The organism is Clostridium sp. RTP31139st1_H3_RTP31139_211217 (assembly GCF_040227035.1).
In the GTDB taxonomy this organism is placed as follows: Bacteria; Bacillota; Clostridia; order Clostridiales; family Clostridiaceae; genus Clostridium; species Clostridium saudiense.
In genome coordinates, this window is sequence record NZ_JBCOAB010000029.1 from 1 (window position 1) to 23,662 (window position 23,662).

Genomic DNA, 23,662 nt, shown 5'->3' on the forward strand with positions numbered 1-23,662 from the left:
TAAACTTATATAATTTTCAAAGAGCGAGCAATTCTATGAAAAATCAAGCTATTTTTTCATATCAGCTTAACAGATTCTTTTTTCTTAATTATACAAGGGGTTTACTATGAAATTAATATAGGAATGGAATATTGAAAAGGATATATCAATAATAATTAATTTAATAAAAAATATATGAAATAAATATATCAATTATGGAATTAAATCTTGCCTTGGAGTGCACTTTAAGTGGTAGACTAAGGATAATAAGTTAAATGTTAGCGGAAATAATAGGAGAGTATAAAGATTATGGGGAAAAGAATATTAGTATTTTTGTCTGGGAGAAATGATGGTAGTACAAATGTATTATGTGATGAATTTATTAATGGAGCTAAGGAATCAGGAAATTATGTAGAAAAAATATTAGTAAATAATAAAAATATTAATTACTGTTTAGGTTGTAGAGCTTGCAAATTAAATAAAGGAATATGTATTCATAAGGATGATATGACGGAAATTTTAGATAAAATAATAAGCTCAAATATAATAGTTTTTGCATCACCAGTATACTTTTATAGCTTTAATGCACAAATGAAAGCAATTATGGACAGAACTTATGCTAAGTTAGAAAGTATAAAAGATAAGGAAGCTTATCTTATTATAAGTGGAGCAGCACCTACTAAAAATTATATGAATACAATTGTAGAATCTTTTGAAAAATACATTGATTGTTTTGAAAACATTGAGTTAAGGGGGATAATCTATGGCTGTGGGGCAATTGAAAAAGACTTTTTAAAAGGAAAAGATGTAATAAAAGAAGCATATGATATGGGAAAATCTATATTATAGATTTTCCCATATCATATGCTTTATAATAGATAATTAGATTTTAAGTTTTCTAAATGCTAAAGGGGTTTTACCATGAGTTTTTTTAAACATTTTAACGAAATTACCACTATAATTATAGCCAAGTTGTTTAGAGATTTCATCAATACTTAACTCAGTTGTAGATAATAAATTTTCTGCCATTGTCATTCTAATAGAATTAGTATATTCACTAATAGACATATGATATTTTGCAGAAAATCCTGCCTTTAATTTTTGTTCATTTAAAAATACAATTTTACTTAAAGCCTTTATAGTGGGAGGATTACAGGCTTCTTCCGTTAATATATCATGAGCTTTTTGTATTGCATGTGCATCTGATGCAGTTAATGTAATATATCTATCTTTTCCTATCTTAATTTTTCCATAGTTTAATTGATTAGTAAAAACATTTTCTGGTGAAGAATTCAACTCCTTGGAAAGTAAAGCTATAGATTCTAAAATTTTGCTTTCTAAATATATAGGGGTAAGTTCATTGACTTCAGACATACTTCTTAGTCTTTGAATAATCGTAGAGATTTCAAGTGGAAGATATCTATATGTATAATTACTAATAAAGTTATCAAAGTCTAAAGTATTGGGAAAGTTTGGTCTGATTACTTCATCAAAGTATTTTTTGTAAATTGTTATTTCAGCTCCATGAAAGTGTTGACCTTTCTTCCAAAACTGTTTCCCTTGAATTGTTTTTTCCACTACAAAAAATGAGGATGGAGTGAAAGAAGAAACAGGATTATCTTCTATTTCAAAAGAAGTTTCACCAGTATAAACAGTACCAAACCTCATTATTTCTTCATTATGATCAAAAGAAATAGAAAAATCTGCAGGGATAGTGTAATCACCTATGCCAAAGTCATAATATTCTTCACGTGAATATTTAATAAAATGCCCAAGTTCAGGATTATTTTCATTTTTATATATAGTATAATTTTTAGTTTCATATGGTTTAAAAGTCATTTTATTTAAAACGGTAGCTTGAAAATCTTTTGTTGTTTTAGAAATCATGATATACCTCTATATTAATAATAATTAAAGTAAATATATTATAATTATAAGTATTTACAATAAAAAATAAATAATTAGTTTAATAGATTATAGAAATTATTTATAAGTAATTTGGATAAAATAAATTTAGTTAAATACAAAATAAATTATTATAATAGATGATAAAATTATTAAATTAGATGTAAGGATTGAAATGAGAATGACTCTCATATACAATCAACTTACAGTCGACGAGAAAAAACAGAAGTTAATTATAAAATAAATGGAGGTACAAAATGAAGAATAAAGTTTTAAAAGCAATAGTGGCAACTTGTATGACAGCTATGATGTTTGTTGGATGTGCTAGCAACGGGACAGCAAATGAAGACAAAACAACTGAAAATACTGTAACAGTTACAGATGTAAGAGGAGATGTTGAAATACCAGCAGATCCACAAAGAATAGTAGATTTAAGTGGGAACAGTGATATATTATCAATCTTAGGATATGATGTTGTAGGTACTGCAAATAGTGATGCTTATGATTACACTAAATTCCCTTCATATTTAGAAGAAACATTAAAAGGTGCTGAAATTTTAGGATATAGCATGCAAGATACTATGGATGTAGAAGCGGTTATGAACTTAAATCCAGATTTAATAGTTATATCAACAGTTCAAGAAAAAATGTATGATGCATTAAGTGAAATTGCTCCAACAGTTATGATTCAATTAGAAGCTTTAAATTGGAAAGATGATGTTAGAGCTTTAGCAAAAGTATTTAATAAAGAAGATGTTGCTAATGAATGGATAGCTAATTACGAAAATAAAGCTAAAGAAGCTGGAGATAAAATCAAAGCTGAATATGGTGAAGACACAACTTATCTTTCATTCTTAGCAAGTGGTGGACAATTCTTCATATTTGATGGTGCAGGATTTGGTGATGTATTATATAACGATATGGGATTAGCTAAACCAGCAGGAATGCCAGAACAAACAGACATTAGCTTACCAGTTGTAACTTATGAAGGTTTAGCAGCAATTCAATCTGATTATATATTCGTAATTGCAACGGATGAAGATTTAGCTCAATTAGAAGCAAATAGCATTTGGAACAACTTACCTGCAGTTAAAAATGGTAATGTAGTAGTATTAGAATCATCACCATACTTTAACCAAGGATATAGCTCAATCGGAAGAGAAATATTAGTAGATGAAATAGGTGACATGTTAAATGAAACAAAGTAATAAACGTACAATAATATTTGTAATTTGTAGTTTGTTACTCTTAATAGGAGGATTGACTTTAGCCATTAGGCTAGGGTCAGTCCATATTACGTTTAAGGATATTTGGAATAGTATATTTAATTATAATGAAACATTAGAACTTATGTTAGTTAGAGATGTACGTATTCCAAGGGCTTTAGCTGTATTATTTACAGGTGGGGTATTAGGAGTAACAGGGGCAATGATTCAAGGTGTTACTAGAAATCCAATAGCTGAACCATCTATCTTAGGTATAAGCCAAGGAGCAACTTTAGTAATAGCTATTTTTTATGCAGCAGGAATAGGAATAACTACTCGAAATGTAATGATAGCTTCTTTTATAGGAGCATTAATAACGGGAATTATAGTTTTAGGATTTATATCGAAAAAAGCAAATAATAACTCAATTGCAAAGATACTTTTAGCAGGAACAGCTATGAGTACATTTTTCATTTCTTTAACTACAGTAATTGGTCTTTTATCAAATCAATCTCAAATGATAGGATTTTGGGTATCTGGAGGTTTTAGAAATGCAAGTTGGGCAGATTTCAAATTAATTTTTGTAGTAGGAGTTATAGGACTTATTATAGCAGTATTTTTATCACCAAAGATAAACATATTAAATTTAGGTGATGACGTTGCAATTGGACTTGGAGAAAATCCAGAAAAAATAAGATTCGTAACCCTTATGGTTATGATACCAATGTGTGCAGCGGCAGTTGCAGTAGGTAAAAATATAGCATTTGTAGGGTTAATAGTACCTCAAATAGTTAGAAAATTATTAGGTGAAGATTATAGAAGAAATATTCCATGTTCATTTTTACTTGGAGCAGTTCTTTTAACATTTGCAGATGTTGCAGCAAGAATGATATTTAATCCTTATGAAACACCAATTGGAGTATTTACAGCATTAATAGGAATACCATTCTTTATATCAGTAGCTAGAAAGGAGAGAGGATAATGAATAAGAAAAATTTTAAATTAGTTATAGCAATTTTACTTGTCTTATTAGTAGTCTCTTTTATGGTTACATTATGTTGGGGAACATATAAGATTTCACCTTCAGAAGTTATAAATACTCTTTTAGGAAATGGGACTAAGCTTCAAAATACAGCAATATTAACTATTAGACTTCCAAGACTTTTAGTTGGTATGTTTGTAGCAGTTGCATTATCAACAGCAGGAGCAATTCTTCAAACTGTAACTAAAAATGATTTAGCAGATACAGGAATAATAGGGATAAATGCTGGGGCAGCAGTTGCAGCAGTATTATTTATTACATATTCAACTGGAGCATATTATAGTGAGCTTGGACAATTATCAATATTTGTACTACCAGCTATGGCTATAATAGGTGCAGCAGTTACGGCATTCATAATATATATGATGTCTAGTAGAAAGGGAATAAAACCAAAAAGACTTTTATTAATTGGGATTGGATTAAATGCCGGTCTTAATGCATTTATAACATTCTTCACTTTTAGAGGTGGTGTTGGAGATTATAATAGAGTATTAGTTTGGACATCGGGAAGCCTTTGGGGATCAGGATGGAGCTATGCAAAGGTAATAATCCCAATAGTAGCAATAATGTTTATAGTAGTTTTATTAAATCATAAAAAGTTAGATGTTTTAAATCTTTCAGATGAACTTGCTATATCATTAGGTTTAAATTTAGAAAAGGAAAGAAAAAAATTCTTAACTTTTGCAGTGATTTTGGCAGGGACAGCAACAGCTTTTGCAGGTAATATAGGATTTTTAGGACTTATATCTCCTCATATTGCAAGAAAGTTAGTTGGACCTTATCATAAAAAGTTTATTACAGTTTCAGCAATGATAAGTATTATTATAGTTATTCTTGCAGATGCAGTTTCAAGAAATTTATTCTCTCCAATTGAAATTCCAGTAGGAATAACAGTATCAATATTTGGAGTACCATATTTTATTTATTTAATGATGAAGGAGAAATAATTATGGAAGCTATTAGTGTAAAGAATTTAAGCGTGGCATATGAAAATAATACTATAATTGAAGATATGAGTTTATCAATACCAAAGGAAAAAATAAGCATAATAATTGGAGCAAATGGATGCGGTAAATCAACTTTACTTAAGACTATAGCAAGAATTAATAAGCCTAAAAGTGGTGATATCTTCATTAATAATAAAAATATAAAAAAGGTAAAAGAAAAGAATATAGCAAAAGAAGTTGCATTCTTACCTCAAGGACCAGTTTGTCCAGATGGACTTACAGTAAGAGAACTTGTTGCTTTTGGTAGATTTCCTCATCAAAAAATGATTGGTGGACTTACTAGTCATGATAAGGAACTTATTGATTGGGCAATAGAAGAAACAGGTCTTAGTGAATTTGCTGATAGGGGAGTTGAAAACTTATCTGGAGGGCAAAGACAAAGAGCGTGGATTGCCATGACGTTAGCTCAAGAAACTGAAATAATAATGCTTGATGAGCCAACAACTTACTTAGATATGTCTTATCAACTTGAAGTGTTAGAAGTGCTTCAAAAACTTAATAAAGAAAAGAAGATAACAGTAGTTATAGTTCTTCATGAGCTTAATAATGCTTGTAGGTTTGCAGATAATATTATTGGTCTTAAAAAAGGAAAGATTATTTGTGAGGGAAGACCGTTAGATGTAATTAATAAAGAAAACTTAAACACTATATATGGAATAGATGCGAACCTTACAATAAGTGAAGATGGTAAGTATCCAATATGTATGGAATATGACTTATTCAGGGGGATAAATGAAAAATAAGAATTTTATAATAATAGTTATAGGACAGATTATTTCTTTATTTGGAAATGCAATTCAAAGATTTAGTATGTCACTATATTTGTTGGAGTTTACAGGGAGTACAGCTACCTTTTCAACAATATTAGCAATATCTACTATACCTTATATAGTCTTTGCACCAATTTCAGGTAGGTTATCTGATAATATAAATAGAAAAAAGATAATGGTATGGCTAGATTTATTTTGCTTCATATTAATTGGAAGTTATGCATTCATATTACTTAGAGGAAATGATAGTGCATTAATAGTTGGAACTGTTATGTTTATGTTATCGATATGTGCCACTTTATATGGACCAGCAGTGACATCTTCAATACCACAAATAGTAGAGGAAGAAAGGCTGACTTCTGCAAATGGAATAATAAATCAAGTTGGATCTATTGTTAACTTTGCAGGACCAATACTTGCAGGATTACTTTATGGATTTTTAGGTATAAAAATAATTGTAATAATAAATGCAGTAAGCTTTTTAATTTCTGCAATAATGGAAATGTTCTTAGATATTCCAGATGTAGTAAAGACAAATATAGTTACTGATAATGAGATAGCTGTATCAAAGGATGAAGAAAAAATATTATCTATGAACTTTATTAAAAAGTCTTTCGCAGATATGAAAGAAAGTTTTATTTACTTAAAAAATGAAAAGAAAATTGTACTTGGAATTATAGCATCTTATGCTTTATGTAATATTTTCTTAGTTCCAATATTATCAATAGTTGCACCATATTTTATAAATGTGTTCTTAGGACTTTCTTCAGAAATATACGGGCTAGTAGAAGGTGTTTGTGTTTTAGGAATGATATTAGGCGGATTTTGGATTAGTGTAAAACCTAATATGTTTTCTATGAAAAAGGTACATTACACATATTTCCCAATGATAGCAGGAGTTATTGTAATGTCGACTTTAGGATTTATAAAGTTAAATAATTATGCTTTAGCTGGAATATTTGCAATTGGTGGACTTGCAATAATGTTATCTTTATCATTATCAAATGTATTAACTTTAACATTTATACAAAAGCAAGTACCGGGAGAAATGCTTGGACGAGTATCTGCATTTTCAACGGCAGTAGCAACTATAAGTGTTGCACCAGGTCAGTTATTATTTGGACAAGTTATAGATATGGGAATACCAATAGGAGTTATATTATTAGTTTCTGCAATATTTAATATAGGGCTTATGCTATTTATTAAGAGGAACGTAAGAGGTTTAAAAGAAACTTAAATTTTATAAATAAACCATGTAGGGAATATACCTATGTGGTTTTTTATATAAAAAGATAAATAGGGTAAATTAAATATATACTAATTAATATTGCTTTGAAAAAATAATATATTTTGGTAAACTTATGTATAATTATTAATTAATTAGATTGGAAGGTAGAGATAATATGAAAAAACAAATTTGGGATTATATATCAACGATATTAATAATTATAAATGGTATCATTTGTATTATTTATCATGAAGAAATGATTGGATGGTTACCGAGTATTTGTGCTATAGTATTGCTTATAAAAGGAACTATAAAAATGATAGAGGGAATTAAGGAAAAGGACTATGCAAGTTTAGAAGAGAAAAAATTAGAAAGATCGATTGTAATAATAGCAGTTGCTATAGCTATACTTATTCAAAGAGAGAATGCATTAGTTGTGGTAGTTATCTTTTGGGGATTATCAGGTTTGAATAAATCAGCAAATTATTTAAATGAAGCATTATATTATTTTTCTAAAAGGAAGGGTGGATTTTTACCATTAATAAAAGCAATAATTGAATTTACATTATCAATTTTATTGATTTTTGATCCATTAGGAAAGGCAACAGAGCATATATTAATATTAGGATTTGAATTGATTATTGAAGGTGTGTTTGAAATGATAAGTATTCATAATGGAAAAGAAGAGATTATGGATTAAATTCTAATTTCAAAAAGACATTAGAGTAATTTACTGTAGTTACAAAGTACGCAGTATTATGTGGATGACAAAAAAATATAGAATAGATGTTATTTAAACTAAAAAATAACTATAGGGTAATATGTTTGTAATATTTACTCTATAGTTTTTTTATTTAAGTAATTAATTAGATGAAGAATCATGTTCTTCTTCAATATAAGTCATTTTTATTTGGCCAATGACTTGTTGAGATGCATATATATTTCCCCATTCTTTGCCGTTAGGGCAATTATTCGGAAGGGAGAAAGATAGGTGTACTTGATTTGTATATGGTTTAACTAAATTATATAAATCCTTATAGTCTATATGAGGTATTATTTTACAGAGGGAAACCTTGCTTTCACCTAATTCTTTAATTTCAACTTTATACATTATTTTGACTCCTAAATTCATTAATACATTATATATTTATTATATTTATGATGTTTTAGAATGTTAAAAAGTAAAATAAATTTTTTAGTGTATAAATTATATTTATTTTTAAAGTTTATAGTTTTAGTAATTCAAGTAGTAATAATAAGATAGGTATTTAGTTAATCAAAAAAGAGATTGTACATTTTTATACAATCTCTTTTAAATATATTAAGCAGCTTTATTAGCAGCTTCTAATTCATTTTTTTTAACTATATTATATCTTATGTTAACGATAAGTGCTAATACAACACCTAAAGCAGTTACTCCGATATCAAATAATATTACGTGACTTAAGTTTATATCTGCTAATATACCAGTGATACTTGGAACTACAGTAGAAGCTATACTTGAAGCTGTAAACACTATACCAGTAATTTTACCCTTGCTTGATGGGAATAATTCTGACATTGAAGTTAAAGCAAGTTGTAAAACTCCACCTGCAGCAGAGAATCCAATTACGAATGCTGCAACTACGCAAGTAATAGTGCTTGGGAACATCCAAAGTACTGTTAACATTATTAAAGATATTAATGGGTAAACAAATGTAAATCTAACTTGTTTGATCCATTTAGCAACTAATATTGAAGTAACAAATACAGATACTATTGAACCAGTACTGTAGATACTTATTAATTTTAATGAAACTGTTTGCTCAACACCAGCAACTTCTCTTGCGAATGATGGTAACCAGTTTGCGATTATTTGGAATGTTGCAGTAGCAGTAAATCCAATTAAGATTAAGCAGATACCTTCAATCCAGAAGTTAGCCTTAACAGTAGATTCAACTTTTTCTTCTGTAGTAGCTTCGCTTTTTTCAACAGCCTTAAATTCAGGGAATTTAAGTTTGAATATAAATAATCCGTTTATTAAGAATACTACGATACAGAAGATGAATGACCATCCAAAGTAAAGATTGTTAGCAATTAAGAAGCTTATTATCCACGGTAATACGAATTGACCAGCTGAGATAAATGCTTTTATTGCAACGTTAGCACTTCCTGATGCTTCAGGGAAACATTCAGTTAATGCAGGATAAGTACCAGCATCCATGAATGAGTTAGCCATACCAGCTAATAAAGCAAAGAAGAATGCCATTGTAACATTATTACTAATTAATATACCACCCATGAATAATACATAAGTTCCCATACCTAAAAGTACGAATGGTTTTCTACCATATTTATCTGATAATATACCAGAGACAAATAAAACAATTAATCTACCTAATCCAAGTGCTGAGATAACATAAGATACTCCAGCGTTATTAGTGTTAAATTGTTCCATTAAGAAATCAATATTTTGGGCTAATATTATACAACCCATACCATGTATAAAGTAGTTAATATACATAGATAATGCCGTAGGCAAATACTTGTTTTTTGTAAGTGTATTTTGCATTTTAATACTCCTTTTGATAAAAATTTAACGTTGTTATGTATAAGTTCCATATTTATTTTACAAGATAAATTTTAATATAATATTTTCAATTATTCTAATACATATTTTTTTGAATATTTATAGAAAATATCTATAGATATGATATAATAATTTAGAATTAAGTAAGAAAGCATAATTTTAAATAAGTTTGTATATTAACAAACAACAATATCAAAAATGGAAAGGAGTATATTTATGAATTTAAATCATTTAAGTTATTTTAGAGTACTAGCAAAGTTAGAGCATTATACTCAAGCAGCAGAAGAATTATCTATAACCCAACCAAGTTTAAGTCATGCTATGTCTGCACTCGAAAAAGATTTGGGGACTTATCTTTTTGAAAAACAAGGTAGAAACATTAAATTAACTAAGTATGGAAAAATTTATTATGAATATGTAGATAAAGCACTAAGTGAATTAGAAAGAGGAGAGAAAAAATTAAAGGAACTTACTAATGTATCTACAGGTACAATTGAATTAGGTTATATTTATACATTAGGACCTAATTTTGTACCAAAGTTAATAAAAAACTTTACTAATGCAGATGAAAATAAGAATATAAAATTTTTATTTGGTCAAGGAACAACCCAATCACTAATCAAAGATTTGAAAGAAGAAAAATATGATATGGTCTTTTGTTCATTAGTAGATGATGAACCGGATATTGAATTTATACCAATTGCAAACGAAGAGTTAGTTGTAATAGTATCAAATGAGCATCCTTTGGCAAAAAATGAATTTATAGATTTAAGTGAAGTAGGTAATTATCCTTTTATAGGATTTAGTGAAAAAAGTGGAATTAGATCATTAATATCGGATTTATTTAAAGAAGTTGATATTAATCCTAATATAATTTGTGAAGTTGAAGAAGATAATGCTGTTGCTGGATTAGTTGAAATAAATTATGGAATAGCAGTAGTTCCTAAAATATCATCATTAAAGTATTATAATGTAAAAGTATTACCTATAATAAATCCAAAGCATGAAAGGTTTATATATTTAGCAACATTAAAAAATAGATATTTAACACCATCTGTAAATTTATTTAAAAAGTATAGTATAGAATATGGTAAAAACAATTTTTTAAATAAATAAGATGAAGTTTAATGATATAATATTTTGAAAGAAAAAATTGATTGTAGTATATTTTTAGAGGTGATATTTTGGAATATATTAATGATATAAATATTCAGGAAGCAGTAATACATATTCTTGATAATAATTCATCAGAACCAGTATTAAATGAATATACATTAGAACTAACCGAAGATATTTATAAATTTTTACATAAGCATATTGAAAAGTGTTTAAAAGATGAAGAGTTAAAAACAGCAGTATTTAATTCTGAAAGAAACATAGTTAAAGAAATAGTACAGGATTATTTGAATGGTGTAGATTCAGATATTTTAGGATTATCTAAGGAGCTTGCAAGACAATTATTTTTGATAATGAAGGGGAATGTTAATATTCCATCATGTGATTTAATAATAGTTTCATTAGTTACAGATGTTGGACCTATGATAGGGATACTAAAGATGGATTACGTAAAGAATTTTACTCATTCAGTTGAATTTGTTAATGACAAGATAGGGATAGGAATAGTACCTCAAGCAGCTGGTCTTCCAGCAAGTAGTCAAAGAATTCAAAAAGCAGCATTTATTAAACCAATAAGAGAAGATAACGTATTTGATTTATATGTTATTGATAAGCAAAAGAAGTCTAATGATGATGATGAATATGGTGCAAATTATTTTATGAATAGTTTTTTAGGATGTAGCATTGTAGCAAATAAAAGAGATATGACAAAGACATTCTTAAAAGCTTCAGAAGCTTGGACTAGAAGTAATGTTAGTGAAAATGCTGAACAAGCAGAGAAAATAAGAACAACAATAAAAAGTAAGCTTAAAGAAGAGGATTCTATTAACATAGAAGAAGTTTCTAAAGAATTATTTAAAGATAATCCTACTCAAAAACAGGATTTTGAAATATTTATGAAGGGCAATGGATTAGAAAATGAAGTGTCTGTAGATAAGGCATGGGTAGAAAAGAAACTTAAGAGAGTAAGACTTAAGATTGATAAGGATATTGATTTATATATAAATGAAGAAGCTTACCATGATGATTCTAAGTTTGAAATTCAACGTAATGGTGATGGAAGTATCAATATGATAATTAAACATGTCATAAATTACATAGAAAAATAAAAGGCGGGACTTAATAGTCCTGCCTTTTATGATAATAATTTTACTAAAACTGCTTTTTGTGCATGAAGTCTGTTTTCAGCTTCTTCAAATATAACATCAGAATTAGCTTCAAGAACATCTTCAGTAATTTCTTCTTCTCTATGAGCAGGAAGGCAGTGAAGAACTATTGCATCAGCTTTAGCAAGTTTCATTAAATCACTATTTACTTGATAGCCTTTAAATGCAATTTGTCTTTTTTTAGCTTCATCTTCTTGTCCCATACTAGCCCAAACATCAGTAATTATAACATCAGCATCAACTACAGCATCTTCAGGATTTTCTGTCATTATAAAAGAAACATTGTTTTCTTTTGCTAACTCTAGACCCTTATCTGTATAATATTGTGGAGGTTTATATCCTATTGGATTTGCTATTGATAAGTGCATTCCAATGGTTAAGCAACCTACTATCAAAGAGTTACACATGTTATTTCCATCACCGATGTAAGCAACTTTTAAACCTTCTAATATAAGCTTTTTCTCCCTAATAGTCATTAAATCCGCCAATACTTGACATGGATGTTCTTCATCTGTTAATCCATTAATTATTGGAATAGAAGAACACTCAGCTAAAGTTTCAATTCCTTTCTGTGAAAAAGTTCTAATCATAATTCCATCTAAATATCTAGATAAAACTCTGGCTGTATCTTGAATAGGTTCCCCACGACCTATTTGAAGATCTTTTGAGCTTAAAAATAGAGGATGCCCACCAAGTTGATACATTCCAACTTCAAAAGACACTCTTGTACGAGTTGAAGCTTTTTCGAATATCATACCTAATGATTTACCTTTAAGTAAAGGATGGTCGATACCATGTTTTCTTTCATATTTTAATTGATCAGCAAGATTTAATATATCTAAAATTTCCTCTTTAGAAAGATTATCCATACGTAATAAGTCTTTATTCATAAAAAATGCCCCCTTTTTTATAGTTAAGAGTTAGTAGTTAAGAATTATGGTTAATAGTTAAGGAATAAATTCAAATTGGCTGAATTTGAAAAATATTATTAACTAAAAACTATTAACTCAAAACTGATACTAGCGTGTCTACTCCAGTTTTTACATCTTCCATAGTGATGTTTAGTGGTGGTAATAGTCTAATTACATTTTTACCGGCAGTTAATACAAGCAGTCCCTTTTCAAGTGCCTTATTTTGAATAATAGAAGAATCACCATAAATTTCGATACCAAGCATTAACCCTAAGCCTCTAACATCTTTAACAATTTTAATATTTTCATTTAAAATAGATTGTTTTATATATTCGCCTTTATATATAATTTCATTGTAGGAGTCTGTGTTGCAAAGCTGATTTAAAACAGATAATCCACCTGCGCAAACTACTGGATTACCACCAAAAGTAGAACCATGATCTCCAGGCACAAAGGTAGTTGAAAGATTTTCATTACATAAAACAGCACCTATAGGAAGTCCAGCTCCAAGTCCCTTTGCACAAGTAACTATATCTGGAGTAATATTAAAGCTATTATATCCAAATAAATTACCTGTTCTTGCAATACCGCATTGAACCTCATCGAATATAACTAATACATCATTATCCTTAGCTAATTTACAAGCTTCTAAAATAAAATCTTTATCTAAAGGATGAACTCCACCTTCTCCTTGAATAGCTTCCATCATTATTGCGCAAACATCTGAAGTAAGTTTTTCTTTTAAGTCAGATATTGAATTTGCAATTACATAGTCAAATCCTTCTGGAAAAGGGAAGAAGTAATTATGGAATTTATCTTGGCCAGTAGCAGTTAATGTAGCTAAAGTTCTTCCATGAAAGGATTGCTTTAGTGAAAGAATAGTACCTCTACCTTGTCCATATTTGTTAAAGCTATATTTTCTAGCAAGTTTAATAGCACATTCATTTGCTTCAGCACCAGAGTTAGCAAAGAAAGCCTTACTCATTCCAGAAAGTTCAGTAAGTTTTTTAGCTAAAGCAATTGTAGAACCATTTGAAAAAATATTAGATAGATGTTGGAAAGAATTTAATTGAGAAGTAATTGCTTCTTTCCAGAGGGCGTTATTATATCCTAAGGAATTAACACCAATTCCACTAGTAAAATCTATATATTTTTTATCATTAATGTCATATAAATATGAACCTTCACCATGTGATATTTCAATTGGAAGTGTTGCATAAGTATTCATCAAGTATTCTTTTTGTTGTTCAAGCAATGTCAATTTTACTTCCTCCTTTTTAATAAATTTCCGTTCCAATTCCTTTTTCGGATAAAAGTTCAAGTAGTAGGGAGTGCTCGATTCTTCCATCGATTATATGGGCTTTTTTAACTCCCATTCGAACAGATTCAACACAGCAGCTTATTTTAGGAATCATACCACCATTAATTACTTTATCTACAGTTAATTTAGGAATTTGATGTAATCTTAATGTTGAAATTAAAGTGGATGAATCACTAGGGTCAGTCATTACACCAGGAACATCGGTTAGTAAAATTAATTTTTCAGCTTTTAATGCAGATGCGATCTTAGAAGCACAAGTATCTGCATTAATGTTATAGCTATTATTATCATTTTCACCAATAGCGATAGAAGAAACTACAGGGATAAAGCCAGAGTTCATAGCTAAATATAAAAGTTCTGTATTTACAGAAGTTATTTCGCCAACATATCCCAAATCAACTCCGATTTTTAATTTTTTAGCTTTAATCAATGAACCATCAATTCCAGATAAACCAATAGCTTTTCCACCATCTTTTTCTATAAGTTTTACTAAATCCTTATTAACCTTTCCAGCTAAAACCATTTGAGCAACGTTTATTGTAGTTTCGTCAGTATATCTTAATCCATTTATAAATTTACTTTCGTGATTCATTTTAGTTAATGTATTACTAATATCAGGGCCTCCACCATGAACTATTATTGGATTAATACCAATACATTTCATTAAGATAATATCATTAATTACAGTTTGAGTAAGATTATCGTTAATCATAGCATTTCCGCCATACTTTATGACAATGGTTTTACCATAGTATTCTTGAATATAAGGTAATGCTTGAACTAATATATTTGCATGTTGAGTGTAATTCAATTACTTTCCCTCCTAGATATTCGTTTTTAGAAATTATCTAAATTTACTGTGTCATTCAGGAGTTAAATCATTAATAAAATTTAACTCTAAAACATAATAAAGTATTCTTAACTACGGTAATCCCCGTTTATTTTTACGTAATCATAAGTTAAATCACAGCCCCAAGTTGTTACTTCAGAAGAGCCTAAATTCATATTAACTAAAATTTTGACTTCATTTTGTAATAGAATTTCCTTTGCTTTTTTTTCATCAAAGTTTACTGGAGAACCAGCTTTACAAACTAATATTGTTCCAGTTTCACTAGCAAAAGAAACATCTACTTTTTCAGGATCGAAATCTATATTAGAGTATCCTAAAGCACAAAGAATTCTTCCCCAGTTAGCATCACTACCAAACATAGCTGCTTTAACAAGGCTTGACGTAACTACACTTTTAGAAAGAGTTTCTGCATCTTCTATTGATAATGCATTTTTTACAGTACATTCTATAAGTTTGGTGGCACCTTCACCATCCTTGGCTATTTTCTTTGATATATAAATATTTAAAGCTGTTAATGCTTCTAAAAATAAATTATAATCATCATTTTTTTCAGTTATAGTTTCATTATGGGCAAGACCATTTGCCATAATTAACACCATATCATTAGTGCTGGAATCACCATCAACACTTATTCTATTGTAAGAAACATTAACACTTTGTTTTAAGGCTTCTTTAAGTAGAGAAGGGGATATAGAAAGGTCTGTTGTTATAAAAGAAAGCATAGTAGCCATGTTTGGATGAATCATTCCAGATCCTTTAGCCATTGCAGCTATAGTAACTTTTTTACCATTAAGCTCAATTTCTACTCCTGCTTGCTTTTCAATAGTATCTGTAGTCATAATAGCCATAGATGCATTTTTAGCAGATTCAATATTAGATGATAAACTTCCAACTAGTTGAGGAATTCCATCTTTTATTGCATCTATATTCAAAGGAACACCGATTACACCAGTAGAAGCAACAAGAACATCATCATTTTTTATACTTAATTCTTTAGCACAAAGAGTAGCCATTTTTTTTGCTTTAGCTAAGCCATCATCACCATTACAAGTGTTGGCATTTCCACTATTAACTATTATTGCTTGAGCCTTTTTATTAACTAAGTGCTGCTTGGTTATAGTAAGAGGAGCACCCTTAACTTTATTTTTGGTATATACTCCACAAGAAGTAGCAACAACATCAGAGTATATTAAAGCTAAATCTTTTTTTAATAAACTTTTTTTTAATCCACAATGAATTCCTGAAGCTTTGAAACCAACAGGAGAAGTTACAGTTAAATTTTCATCTATATTAATCATAAAATTACACATCCTTTAATTAAAAGCTTGGAGCTATTAGTTTAAGTCCAGTATTTTGAGGTAAACCTAATATAATATTCATATTTTGAATAGCTTGTCCAGCAGCTCCTTTAACCATATTGTCGATAACACTAACTATAATTAACTTATCTTTTCTATAATTTTGATGAAGAGATATATGACAGTTGTTAGTATATTTTACATGTTTTATCTCGGCAGTGTTACCTAATGGTAATACATGTACAAATTCTTCATTTTCGTATTGTTTCGTATATATTTCATGGATCTTTTCTAAGGTAAGATTATCTTTAGTTTCGCAGTAAATTGTAGATAATATTCCGCGATTGATTGGTAATAGATGAGGTGTAAATGTTACTTCTACACATTCATTTGCTATATAGGACAATGTTTCTTCTATTTCAGGAGTATGTCTATGACTTCCAATTCCGTAAGCTGTAAAATTTTCATTTGCTTCTGCAAAATGCGTCTTTAGTGAAAGACCTCTTCCAGCTCCAGTAATTCCAGATTTTGAATCACAAATTATATTTGTAGTATTAATTAAATTATTTTTTAGTAGTGGCATAAGTCCAAGTGAAATACTTGTTGGATAACAACCTGGATTAGCAACTATATTATATTCTTTAATTTTAGAACCATTAAATTCTGGCAATCCATAAATGCTTTGAGGATGAAGAGATTTGCAAGCAAATTTCTTTCCATACCATTCTTCATAAGATTCTTCAGAATTTAATCTAAAATCAGCCCCTAAATCTATTACCTTCTTATTTTTGCTTATTACTTCTGCTGCAATTTCTTCACTTAAACCATGAGGAAGAGCAGTAAATATTACATCACATTTATTGATAACTTCACTTTTATCTTCACATACCAAAGTTGTTTTATTAAAAAAGCTTCTGTATACAGAGCTTATCTCCTCATCTTTAAAAGTAGAAGAGGAGATAGCTGTAACTATAACATCATCATGATTAAGTAAAAGCCTTAATAATTCAACTCCAACATATCCTGTGGCCCCAATTATTCCTACTTTAAACATGATAAATTCTCCTTATTTGTTTTAATAAATTTTTCTAAAAATTCAATTTGCATTTTTACTGATGAAGAACTAGGGCCCCCAATGACACTTCTTTCTTCAACACAAGTTAATAAATCAATTGCTTTATATATATCTTCTTCAAAAATAGGAGAAAATTCTTTAAATTCTTTTAGAGTTAAATCATCTATAGCAATATCTTTATCAATGCAATAAAGGACTATTCTACCAACAACTTCATGAGCACTTCTAAATGCCATTCCTTTTTTAACAAGATAATCTGCAACATCAGTAGCATTAGTAAATCCACCAGAAGCTGATTTTTTCATATTATCCTTTTTTACCTTCATAGTTTTTATCATTCCATTAAACGTTTGAAGTGAAAGAAGAGCAGTATCTAAGCCATCAAATAAAGCTTCTTTATCTTCTTGCATATCTTTGTTATATGCAAGGGGGATTCCTTTCATTACAGTAAGTAATGTCATTAAATCACCATAAACCCTAGGACACTTACCTCTAACTAATTCTGCAACATCAGGATTTTTCTTTTGAGGCATTATACTGCTTCCAGTACTATAACCATCATCTAGCTCTATAAAATTAAATTCACCAGTGCACCAAAGTATAATTTCTTCAGAAAACCTTGATAGGTGCATCATTATTAATGAAAGTGCAGAAAGAGATTCAATTGCATAATCTCTATCAGAAACAGAGTCTAAACTGTTAAGAGTGATTTTAGAAAAGCCAAGCTGTGATGCTACAAACTCCCTGTCAATAGGGTATGTAGAGGTTGCTAAGGCTCCACTTCCAAGAGGCATTTCATCAAGTCTCTTATAGCAGTCAAAAAGTCTGCCTATATCTCTTTTAAACATTTCGCAATATGCCAATAAATGATGTGCAAATGTAATTGGCTGAGCTTTCTGCATATGAGTATAACCAGGCATTATTGTATTTATATTTTTTTTTGCCTTTTCTAACAGTGTAGTATGAAGATTTAATACTTCATCAATAATTGTTTTTAAATATTTCTTTAAATATAGTTTTGTATCCAAAGTAACTTGGTCATTTCTACTTCTACCAGTATGAAGCTTTTTACCTTCATCACCAATATAATAGGTTAAAATACTTTCAATAAAGCTATGAATATCTTCTGAATCATTATCTATTTGTATAGTTCCATTATCAATTCTAATTAATATTTCTTTTAAGCCTTCAATTATTTTTCCACTATCCTTAAGAGGAATAATTCCTTGCTTACCTAACATTTTAACGTGAGCAAGACTACCCTCGATATCTTCCTTATACATTCTTGAATCAATTGAAATAGAGGAGTTAAAGGTATTAACTAACTCATTAACTCCCTCTGTAAATCTTCCACCCCAAAGCTTCATTTTATTTATCCTTCTTCTTTAAAGAATCTTTCATCTTTGAATTTACAACTGTTGGTAAACCATAAAGATTTATAAATCCTTCAGAGTCTTTTTGATTGTATACGCCATCTTCACCGAAAGTAGCATATTCTTCGCTGTATAATGAATAAGGAGAGTTCATTCCGGCATTAACAATATTGCCTTTATATAGTTTAAGCTTAACATCACCAGTAACTGTTTCTTGAGTTTTAGAAACAAAAGCTGAAAGACTTTCTCTTAGTGGAGTAAACCATTCGCCATTGTAAACTAAATCTGCAAATTTTAATGCAATTGATTGTTTAAAGTGGTGAGTAGCTTTATCTAAGCAAAGTTCTTCTAAGTCAGCATGTGCTTTGTAAAGAATAGTTCCACCTGGAGTTTCGTAAACACCTCTTGATTTCATACCAACAAGCCTATTTTCTACCATATCCATAATACCTATAGCATTTTCTCCACCGATTTTATTTAATTCTTCTATTAATGAAACACCATCCATTTTTATACCATTAAGTGCAACGGGAATGCCCTTTTCAAAAGTTAAAGTAATATAAGTTGCTTTATCAGGTGCAGATTCTATGGTGTTACACATTTCTAAAATCTTATCATATTTAGGTTCATTTTCAGGAAATTCTAAATCTAAACCTTCATGGCTTAAATGCCACAGGTTTTTATCTTTACTATAATTAGTTTCGTAAGTAATTTTTATTGGAATTTCTCTATCTAAAGCATATTGAATCTCTTCTTCACGAGATTTTATATCCCAAATTCTCCAAGGTGCTATAATTGGCATTTCAGGGGCAAAGTTTTTAACTGCAAGTTCAAAACGAACTTGATCATTTCCTTTTCCTGTACAACCGTGACAAATTGCATCTGCACCTTCCTTTTCTGCAATTTCTACAAGTCTCTTTCCAATTAAAGGTCTAGCAAAAGAAGTTCCTAATAAATATTTTCCTTCATACACTGCCCCAGCTTGAAGTGTAGGGAAGATATAATCGTAAACAAATTCCTTTGTTAAATCTTCAATATATATTTTTGATGCCCCAGTTTTTAATGCTTTTTCTTCTAGTCCTTCTAGCTCATCTGCTTGTCCCACATTACCAACAACTGCTATAACTTCACAACCATAAATTTCTTTAAGCCAAGATATTATTATTGATGTGTCAAGCCCTCCTGAATAAGCTAAAACAACTTTATTAAATTTTTTCATATATAAAAGCCCCCTTTAATTTAGTTAATAGTTATCATTTACTATAAACCAATCATTGTATTTAAATCCATTGAATGGGTATAAACTTGATGTTTATAATTATACACATCTATGTATAATTATGCAATGGTTATTTTTAAATTTGCATAAAAAATATATTTATGCATGAAAATAAGAAAGAATTATGCATAAATATAATAAGAATAATATGATTTATATGCCGAGAATATTCATGAATATTAATATATATGGATATTGCTTAAAGAGTTAATTTATATGATTTAAGATATTGCTAAGCGAAAAAATTAGAAGGTAAATAGAGAATACCTTCTAATTATTAGTTAAAATATGTTTTCTATATTTGGAACTTGTAATTTTTTCATATGTTCTGTGCTAGACTTTAAGAGGTGAAGAGAAGCTTCACTTTCACTAGGATCATCATTTTCAATATATACAGTTAATTTTAATGCTTCATTTAACATTACATCATAATCGACATGGTTTATATATATAGCAGCAAATTTACCTTTATCTTGGATTAAATCATATATATCCATTGCATTTTTAAAATTTTCTTCTTTTGATGATGATTTCATAGTAGTTTCCATTTCTTCACACATATCTATTACTTCTGAACAAAGGTTTTTAAAGCTAATATCTGTATAGGTTAAAAATCCTAATAATATTATAAAGAGAAAAATAGAAAATAATGAGTTTTTCATTTTTTAGCTCCTTTCTCTTTTTCATTTTTATCATAAAGTTGATAATAAAATTTTCCTTGAGTATCAATCATAGCTATTAATACATCTTTAATTGAATCTATATGACGTTTTTTTAATTCCTGCTCGATCCATACCTTATTTTTACCACTAGTTGTTAAAGCGTTTTTATTAACATGACCATCTAATACATAAATTATAGGTAAACTAGGTGGTTGAGTAGCACTACTGTTTCCAGAATTACTTGAACTTCCGGAAGATTGTGAACTACTAGTTCCGCTAGAATTAGTAGGATTACTTTTTTTATTGTTTTTAGAAGAACTTTCGCTTCCAGAAGTATTGCTATTAGAGTTTGGAGAATTACTAGAACTACTTTGGGCAGATGAACTATTTTGGCTTCCAGATGATAATGGCTGAGTATTAGTACTGCAAGAAGTATTACATCCACCTCCGCCAGAAGAACTGCTTTGAGAAGTTAAAAAAGATAGTTGACCATTATTTTCTAAAATAGCATATTGAATTTCGTTTAAATCAAAATAACCTGCTAATCGTAATTCTTCCATAAGCTCATCTAAATTAATTTGTTGTCTTTTTAAAGCTTGATAATTTATTTTACCTTTACAAACTAAAATGCAAGGTTCACCTTCTAGTATTTTTCTAGTAAACTGACTTTTTAACTGCAATTGAGTTAATATTGTTTTTATAAATAACAAAGTTAAAATTGGAATAATTCCAAGAATTAAAGGTAATCTAGTATCTTGCATAGGTAAAGCTGCAAGGTCTGATATCATTATTGTTATTACAAATTCATATGGCTGTAGTTCTCCAATTTGCCTTTTACCCATTAATCTCATTACAAGTATTACTAAAAAATATAAAAAAATTGTTCTAATTAGGACAATGAACATAGTAAAATCACCTCTAATTAAAGTATTTGTAAATAAAATGCTTTTATTCTTTAATAAAGTTAGAATTTAAAAATAAAAAGGAGTTTATATATAAAAATAATAGAATATTTTTTTTAGCAGTATATAATAAGAGTATATAGACTTTAATTAAAAAACTAATAGATGAAAACTTTACTTACTTCAGTAGTTGAGTAAGTTAAATTAACTAAATTAAAATTTAGAATCTCACTTAAGGATAAAGGTTCTAACTAAATTTTATAATATGGATTTTTAATTAAGTAATGATATTATAATGGTTTAGAAGGGTGGATTAGGTATGAAAAAAGACATTAATTTACAAGTAAGGGCTAATGAAGAAATAGAAAAAAAATATACTAAAACATTGCAATTTATATTTATAAAGGCAACTTTAGATTTATTCCCGAAATCTAAAATTACAATTGAACATAGTGTTGGCAGGGGGATTTTTGGAGAGATTTTTAAAGATGAACCTTTGAATGAGAAAGATGTAAAAGATATAAAAGATAAAATGCAAGAATTAATAGATAGAGATTTACCTATAAATAAGATAAAAGTTACTAAAGAGAAGGCAATAGATATTTTTAACTCTTATAATATGTATGATAAGGTTCTTTTACTTGAACAAGTAGATTTTAAAGAAGTTAAGTTATATGAGTTAGATGGAAGATATGATTATTTTTATGGTCCTATGACTGAAAGAACTAGTGATATAAAAGTTTTTGATTTGATGTATTATGATAATGGATTTATACTAAGAAGACCAAATGATTATGAAAAGTTTACTTTAGCAGAATTTGTTGAGCAAAGAAAAATGAGTAGTATATTTAGAGAGACTGAAAAATGGCTAGATATTTTAGGTGTTGGTAACGTTGGTGCATTAAATAAAAAAATTGATCAAGGTGAATTAGTAAATTTAATAATGATATCAGAAGCGCTTCATGAAAAGAAAATTGCAGAAATTGCAGATAAAATTTGTTCAAAAGAAGATATTAAATTAGTCTTAATAGCAGGGCCAAGTTCTTCAGGTAAAACAACTTTTGCAAATAGGCTAGGAATTCAATTAAGGGTAAATGGGGTAATTCCAGTTCCTATTTCTTTAGACGATTATTTTGTAAACAGAGATCAAACACCAATAGATGAAAATGGTGAATATGATTTTGAAACAATAGAGTCAGTAGATACAGAGTTATTTAATAAGCATTTAAACTTACTTTTACAAGGTGAAGAAGTTGAAATACCAGAGTTTAACTTTATAAAAGGTGAAAGAGAATGGGTAGGTAAAAAGATGAAACTTCCTAAAAATGGAGTTATTATAGTGGAAGGAATTCATGCTTTAAATCCAACATTAACGTCACATATTGATGAAAAATATAAGTTTAAAATTTATATTTCTGCTCTAACTCAATTAAATTTAGATAATCATAATAGGATTACAACAACAGATGTAAGAAGAGTAAGAAGAATAGTTAGAGATCAATTATCTAGAGGTCATGGAGCAGAAGATACGTTGAAGATGTGGCATAAGATTAAAAGAGGAGAGCAAAAGAATATTTTTGTTTACCAAGAAGAAGCAGATGTAATGTTTAATTCAACTTTAGTATATGAGTTGTGTGTTTTAAAGAAATATGCACTTCAAGAGCTTGAAAAAATTAAAGAAGATAGTATTGTTTATGAAGAGGCCAAAAGATTAAAAGAATTTTTAGGATTCTTTAGAGAGGTTGATAAAAATATAGTACCACCAAATTCTATATTAAGAGAATTTATTGGAGGAAGCATTTTTTACAAATACTAAGAATAGTTAATAGTTAATAGTTAATAGTTAATAGTTAATAGTTAATAGTTAATAGTTAATAGTTAGGGAATAAATTCAACGGAGTTGAATTTAGAAAAATATAAGAAACTCCTTTAGGAGTTTAGCCCTAAACTCTTAACTATTAACTCAAAACTAACAACTAGTAAAACTACATAATAAATGGAGGT

Annotated in this window: 22 protein-coding genes; 10 read left to right on the forward strand and 12 right to left on the reverse strand. The window is 28.7% G+C overall.

The annotated features are described in order from the left end of the window. Positions 1 to 288 precede the first annotated feature (288 nt). Positions 289 to 828, forward strand: coding sequence for a flavodoxin family protein (locus ABUA17_RS12205; protein ID WP_195951392.1), 540 nt, complete (start codon positions 289 to 291; stop codon positions 826 to 828). A 33-nt stretch (positions 829 to 861) separates the two neighbouring features. On the opposite strand, the gene ABUA17_RS12210 is transcribed toward ABUA17_RS12205, so the two are convergent. Beyond that, positions 862 to 1,866 (reverse strand): helix-turn-helix domain-containing protein, encoded by a 1,005-nt coding sequence (locus ABUA17_RS12210; protein WP_042398582.1) that lies wholly within the window; start codon positions 1,864 to 1,866, stop codon positions 862 to 864. Between the two features lie 275 nt (positions 1,867 to 2,141). Between ABUA17_RS12210 and ABUA17_RS12215 the strand changes: the two genes are divergently transcribed. From ABUA17_RS12215 to ABUA17_RS12240, 6 genes are all read left to right on the forward strand, one after another. Then, entirely contained in the window at positions 2,142 to 3,092 is a 951-nt protein-coding gene (locus ABUA17_RS12215; RefSeq protein WP_055276325.1) for an iron-hydroxamate ABC transporter substrate-binding protein, read from the forward strand. Beyond that, a complete protein-coding gene (locus ABUA17_RS12220) occupies positions 3,079 to 4,071 on the forward strand; it encodes a FecCD family ABC transporter permease (protein ID WP_042398576.1) in 993 nt (330 codons plus the stop codon). The genes ABUA17_RS12215 and ABUA17_RS12220 overlap by 14 nt, the downstream gene beginning before the upstream one ends. Further along, positions 4,071 to 5,078 carry a FecCD family ABC transporter permease gene (locus tag ABUA17_RS12225; RefSeq protein WP_042398573.1) on the forward strand — a complete coding sequence of 336 codons (1,008 nt, stop codon included), beginning with the start codon at positions 4,071 to 4,073 and terminating at the stop codon, positions 5,076 to 5,078. The genes ABUA17_RS12220 and ABUA17_RS12225 overlap by 1 nt, the downstream gene beginning before the upstream one ends. A gap of 2 nt (positions 5,079 to 5,080) precedes the next feature. Next, positions 5,081 to 5,881, forward strand: coding sequence for an ABC transporter ATP-binding protein (locus ABUA17_RS12230; RefSeq protein ID WP_055276320.1), 801 nt, complete (start codon positions 5,081 to 5,083; stop codon positions 5,879 to 5,881). Continuing rightward, on the forward strand, positions 5,871 to 7,145 hold the full coding sequence (locus ABUA17_RS12235) for an MFS transporter (protein ID WP_042398567.1): 1,275 nt from the start codon (positions 5,871 to 5,873) through the stop codon (positions 7,143 to 7,145). Before ABUA17_RS12230 ends, ABUA17_RS12235 begins: the two co-directional genes overlap by 11 nt. A gap of 166 nt (positions 7,146 to 7,311) precedes the next feature. After that, positions 7,312 to 7,836 (forward strand): DUF308 domain-containing protein, encoded by a 525-nt coding sequence (locus ABUA17_RS12240; RefSeq protein ID WP_055276316.1) that lies wholly within the window; start codon positions 7,312 to 7,314, stop codon positions 7,834 to 7,836. A gap of 162 nt (positions 7,837 to 7,998) precedes the next feature. On the opposite strand, the gene ABUA17_RS12245 is transcribed toward ABUA17_RS12240, so the two are convergent. Together ABUA17_RS12245 and ABUA17_RS12250 are read right to left on the reverse strand one after the other, a co-directional pair. Continuing rightward, on the reverse strand, positions 7,999 to 8,247 hold the full coding sequence (locus ABUA17_RS12245) for a hypothetical protein (RefSeq protein WP_042398560.1): 249 nt from the start codon (positions 8,245 to 8,247) through the stop codon (positions 7,999 to 8,001). A gap of 210 nt (positions 8,248 to 8,457) precedes the next feature. Beyond that, a complete protein-coding gene (locus tag ABUA17_RS12250) occupies positions 8,458 to 9,687 on the reverse strand; it encodes an MFS transporter (RefSeq protein WP_042398557.1) in 1,230 nt (409 codons plus the stop codon). A gap of 234 nt (positions 9,688 to 9,921) precedes the next feature. On the opposite strand from ABUA17_RS12250, the gene ABUA17_RS12255 reads away from it, so the two are divergent. Both ABUA17_RS12255 and ABUA17_RS12260 read left to right on the forward strand, forming a co-directional pair. Then, positions 9,922 to 10,821 carry a LysR family transcriptional regulator gene (locus ABUA17_RS12255; protein WP_042398555.1) on the forward strand — a complete coding sequence of 300 codons (900 nt, stop codon included), beginning with the start codon at positions 9,922 to 9,924 and terminating at the stop codon, positions 10,819 to 10,821. A gap of 68 nt (positions 10,822 to 10,889) precedes the next feature. Continuing rightward, positions 10,890 to 11,930, forward strand: coding sequence for a nucleoid-associated protein (locus ABUA17_RS12260; protein ID WP_042398551.1), 1,041 nt, complete (start codon positions 10,890 to 10,892; stop codon positions 11,928 to 11,930). Positions 11,931 to 11,956: 26 nt separating this feature from the next. Here ABUA17_RS12260 and argF read toward each other — a convergent pair whose 3' ends face one another. From argF to ABUA17_RS18825, 9 genes are all read right to left on the reverse strand, one after another. Further along, positions 11,957 to 12,877: an ornithine carbamoyltransferase gene (argF, locus tag ABUA17_RS12265; protein WP_042398547.1), complete on the reverse strand. Its 921-nt coding sequence runs from the start codon at positions 12,875 to 12,877 to the stop codon at positions 11,957 to 11,959. 112 nt (positions 12,878 to 12,989) lie between these two features. Then, the gene (locus tag ABUA17_RS12270) at positions 12,990 to 14,126 is read right to left on the reverse strand and encodes an aspartate aminotransferase family protein (protein ID WP_042398603.1); all 1,137 of its coding nucleotides are present in this window, start codon (positions 14,124 to 14,126) and stop codon (positions 12,990 to 12,992) included. A gap of 49 nt (positions 14,127 to 14,175) precedes the next feature. Then, positions 14,176 to 15,030 (reverse strand): acetylglutamate kinase, encoded by an 855-nt coding sequence (argB, locus tag ABUA17_RS12275; protein ID WP_042398544.1) that lies wholly within the window; start codon positions 15,028 to 15,030, stop codon positions 14,176 to 14,178. Positions 15,031 to 15,137: 107 nt separating this feature from the next. Further along, entirely contained in the window at positions 15,138 to 16,367 is a 1,230-nt protein-coding gene (gene argJ, locus ABUA17_RS12280) for a bifunctional ornithine acetyltransferase/N-acetylglutamate synthase (RefSeq protein WP_042398542.1), read from the reverse strand. Between the two features lie 19 nt (positions 16,368 to 16,386). Then, positions 16,387 to 17,421: an N-acetyl-gamma-glutamyl-phosphate reductase gene (argC, locus tag ABUA17_RS12285; RefSeq protein ID WP_288161179.1), complete on the reverse strand. Its 1,035-nt coding sequence runs from the start codon at positions 17,419 to 17,421 to the stop codon at positions 16,387 to 16,389. Next, positions 17,409 to 18,809: an argininosuccinate lyase gene (gene argH / locus ABUA17_RS12290; RefSeq protein ID WP_221697907.1), complete on the reverse strand. Its 1,401-nt coding sequence runs from the start codon at positions 18,807 to 18,809 to the stop codon at positions 17,409 to 17,411. Before argH ends, argC begins: the two co-directional genes overlap by 13 nt. Before the next feature lies 1 nt (position 18,810). After that, complete coding sequence (locus ABUA17_RS12295) at positions 18,811 to 20,034, reverse strand: argininosuccinate synthase (protein WP_288161178.1); 1,224 nt, start codon at positions 20,032 to 20,034, stop codon at positions 18,811 to 18,813. Positions 20,035 to 20,375: 341 nt separating this feature from the next. Next, positions 20,376 to 20,756, reverse strand: a complete 381-nt coding sequence (locus ABUA17_RS12300; protein ID WP_042398531.1) for a DUF4363 family protein — start codon at positions 20,754 to 20,756, stop codon at positions 20,376 to 20,378. Beyond that, positions 20,753 to 21,661 (reverse strand): YetF domain-containing protein, encoded by a 909-nt coding sequence (locus ABUA17_RS18825; RefSeq protein WP_042398527.1) that lies wholly within the window; start codon positions 21,659 to 21,661, stop codon positions 20,753 to 20,755. The genes ABUA17_RS12300 and ABUA17_RS18825 overlap by 4 nt, the downstream gene beginning before the upstream one ends. A 316-nt stretch (positions 21,662 to 21,977) precedes the next feature. Here ABUA17_RS18825 and ABUA17_RS12315 point away from each other — a divergent pair, with 316 nt between their 5' ends. Further along, positions 21,978 to 23,474 carry a nucleoside kinase gene (locus ABUA17_RS12315; protein ID WP_042398524.1) on the forward strand — a complete coding sequence of 499 codons (1,497 nt, stop codon included), beginning with the start codon at positions 21,978 to 21,980 and terminating at the stop codon, positions 23,472 to 23,474. Positions 23,475 to 23,662 lie beyond the last annotated feature (188 nt).

Coding starts and splice junctions, on each gene's coding strand:
- ABUA17_RS12205 (WP_195951392.1), top strand. CDS start 289: ATGGGGAAAAGAATATTAGTATTTTTGTCTGGGAGAAATGATGGTAGT.
- ABUA17_RS12210 (WP_042398582.1), bottom strand. CDS start 1,866: ATGATTTCTAAAACAACAAAAGATTTTCAAGCTACCGTTTTAAATAAA.
- ABUA17_RS12215 (WP_055276325.1), top strand. CDS start 2,142: ATGAAGAATAAAGTTTTAAAAGCAATAGTGGCAACTTGTATGACAGCT.
- ABUA17_RS12220 (WP_042398576.1), top strand. CDS start 3,079: ATGAAACAAAGTAATAAACGTACAATAATATTTGTAATTTGTAGTTTG.
- ABUA17_RS12225 (WP_042398573.1), top strand. CDS start 4,071: ATGAATAAGAAAAATTTTAAATTAGTTATAGCAATTTTACTTGTCTTA.
- ABUA17_RS12230 (WP_055276320.1), top strand. CDS start 5,081: ATGGAAGCTATTAGTGTAAAGAATTTAAGCGTGGCATATGAAAATAAT.
- ABUA17_RS12235 (WP_042398567.1), top strand. CDS start 5,871: ATGAAAAATAAGAATTTTATAATAATAGTTATAGGACAGATTATTTCT.
- ABUA17_RS12240 (WP_055276316.1), top strand. CDS start 7,312: ATGAAAAAACAAATTTGGGATTATATATCAACGATATTAATAATTATA.
- ABUA17_RS12245 (WP_042398560.1), bottom strand. CDS start 8,247: ATGTATAAAGTTGAAATTAAAGAATTAGGTGAAAGCAAGGTTTCCCTC.
- ABUA17_RS12250 (WP_042398557.1), bottom strand. CDS start 9,687: ATGCAAAATACACTTACAAAAAACAAGTATTTGCCTACGGCATTATCT.
- ABUA17_RS12255 (WP_042398555.1), top strand. CDS start 9,922: ATGAATTTAAATCATTTAAGTTATTTTAGAGTACTAGCAAAGTTAGAG.
- argF (WP_042398547.1), bottom strand. CDS start 12,877: ATGAATAAAGACTTATTACGTATGGATAATCTTTCTAAAGAGGAAATT.
- ABUA17_RS12270 (WP_042398603.1), bottom strand. CDS start 14,126: ATGAATACTTATGCAACACTTCCAATTGAAATATCACATGGTGAAGGT.
- argJ (WP_042398542.1), bottom strand. CDS start 16,367: ATGATTAATATAGATGAAAATTTAACTGTAACTTCTCCTGTTGGTTTC.
- argC (WP_288161179.1), bottom strand. CDS start 17,421: ATGTTTAAAGTAGGAATAATTGGGGCCACAGGATATGTTGGAGTTGAA.
- argH (WP_221697907.1), bottom strand. CDS start 18,809: ATGAAGCTTTGGGGTGGAAGATTTACAGAGGGAGTTAATGAGTTAGTT.
- ABUA17_RS12295 (WP_288161178.1), bottom strand. CDS start 20,034: ATGAAAAAATTTAATAAAGTTGTTTTAGCTTATTCAGGAGGGCTTGAC.
- ABUA17_RS12300 (WP_042398531.1), bottom strand. CDS start 20,756: ATGAAAAACTCATTATTTTCTATTTTTCTCTTTATAATATTATTAGGA.
- ABUA17_RS18825 (WP_042398527.1), bottom strand. CDS start 21,661: ATGTTCATTGTCCTAATTAGAACAATTTTTTTATATTTTTTAGTAATA.
- ABUA17_RS12315 (WP_042398524.1), top strand. CDS start 21,978: ATGAAAAAAGACATTAATTTACAAGTAAGGGCTAATGAAGAAATAGAA.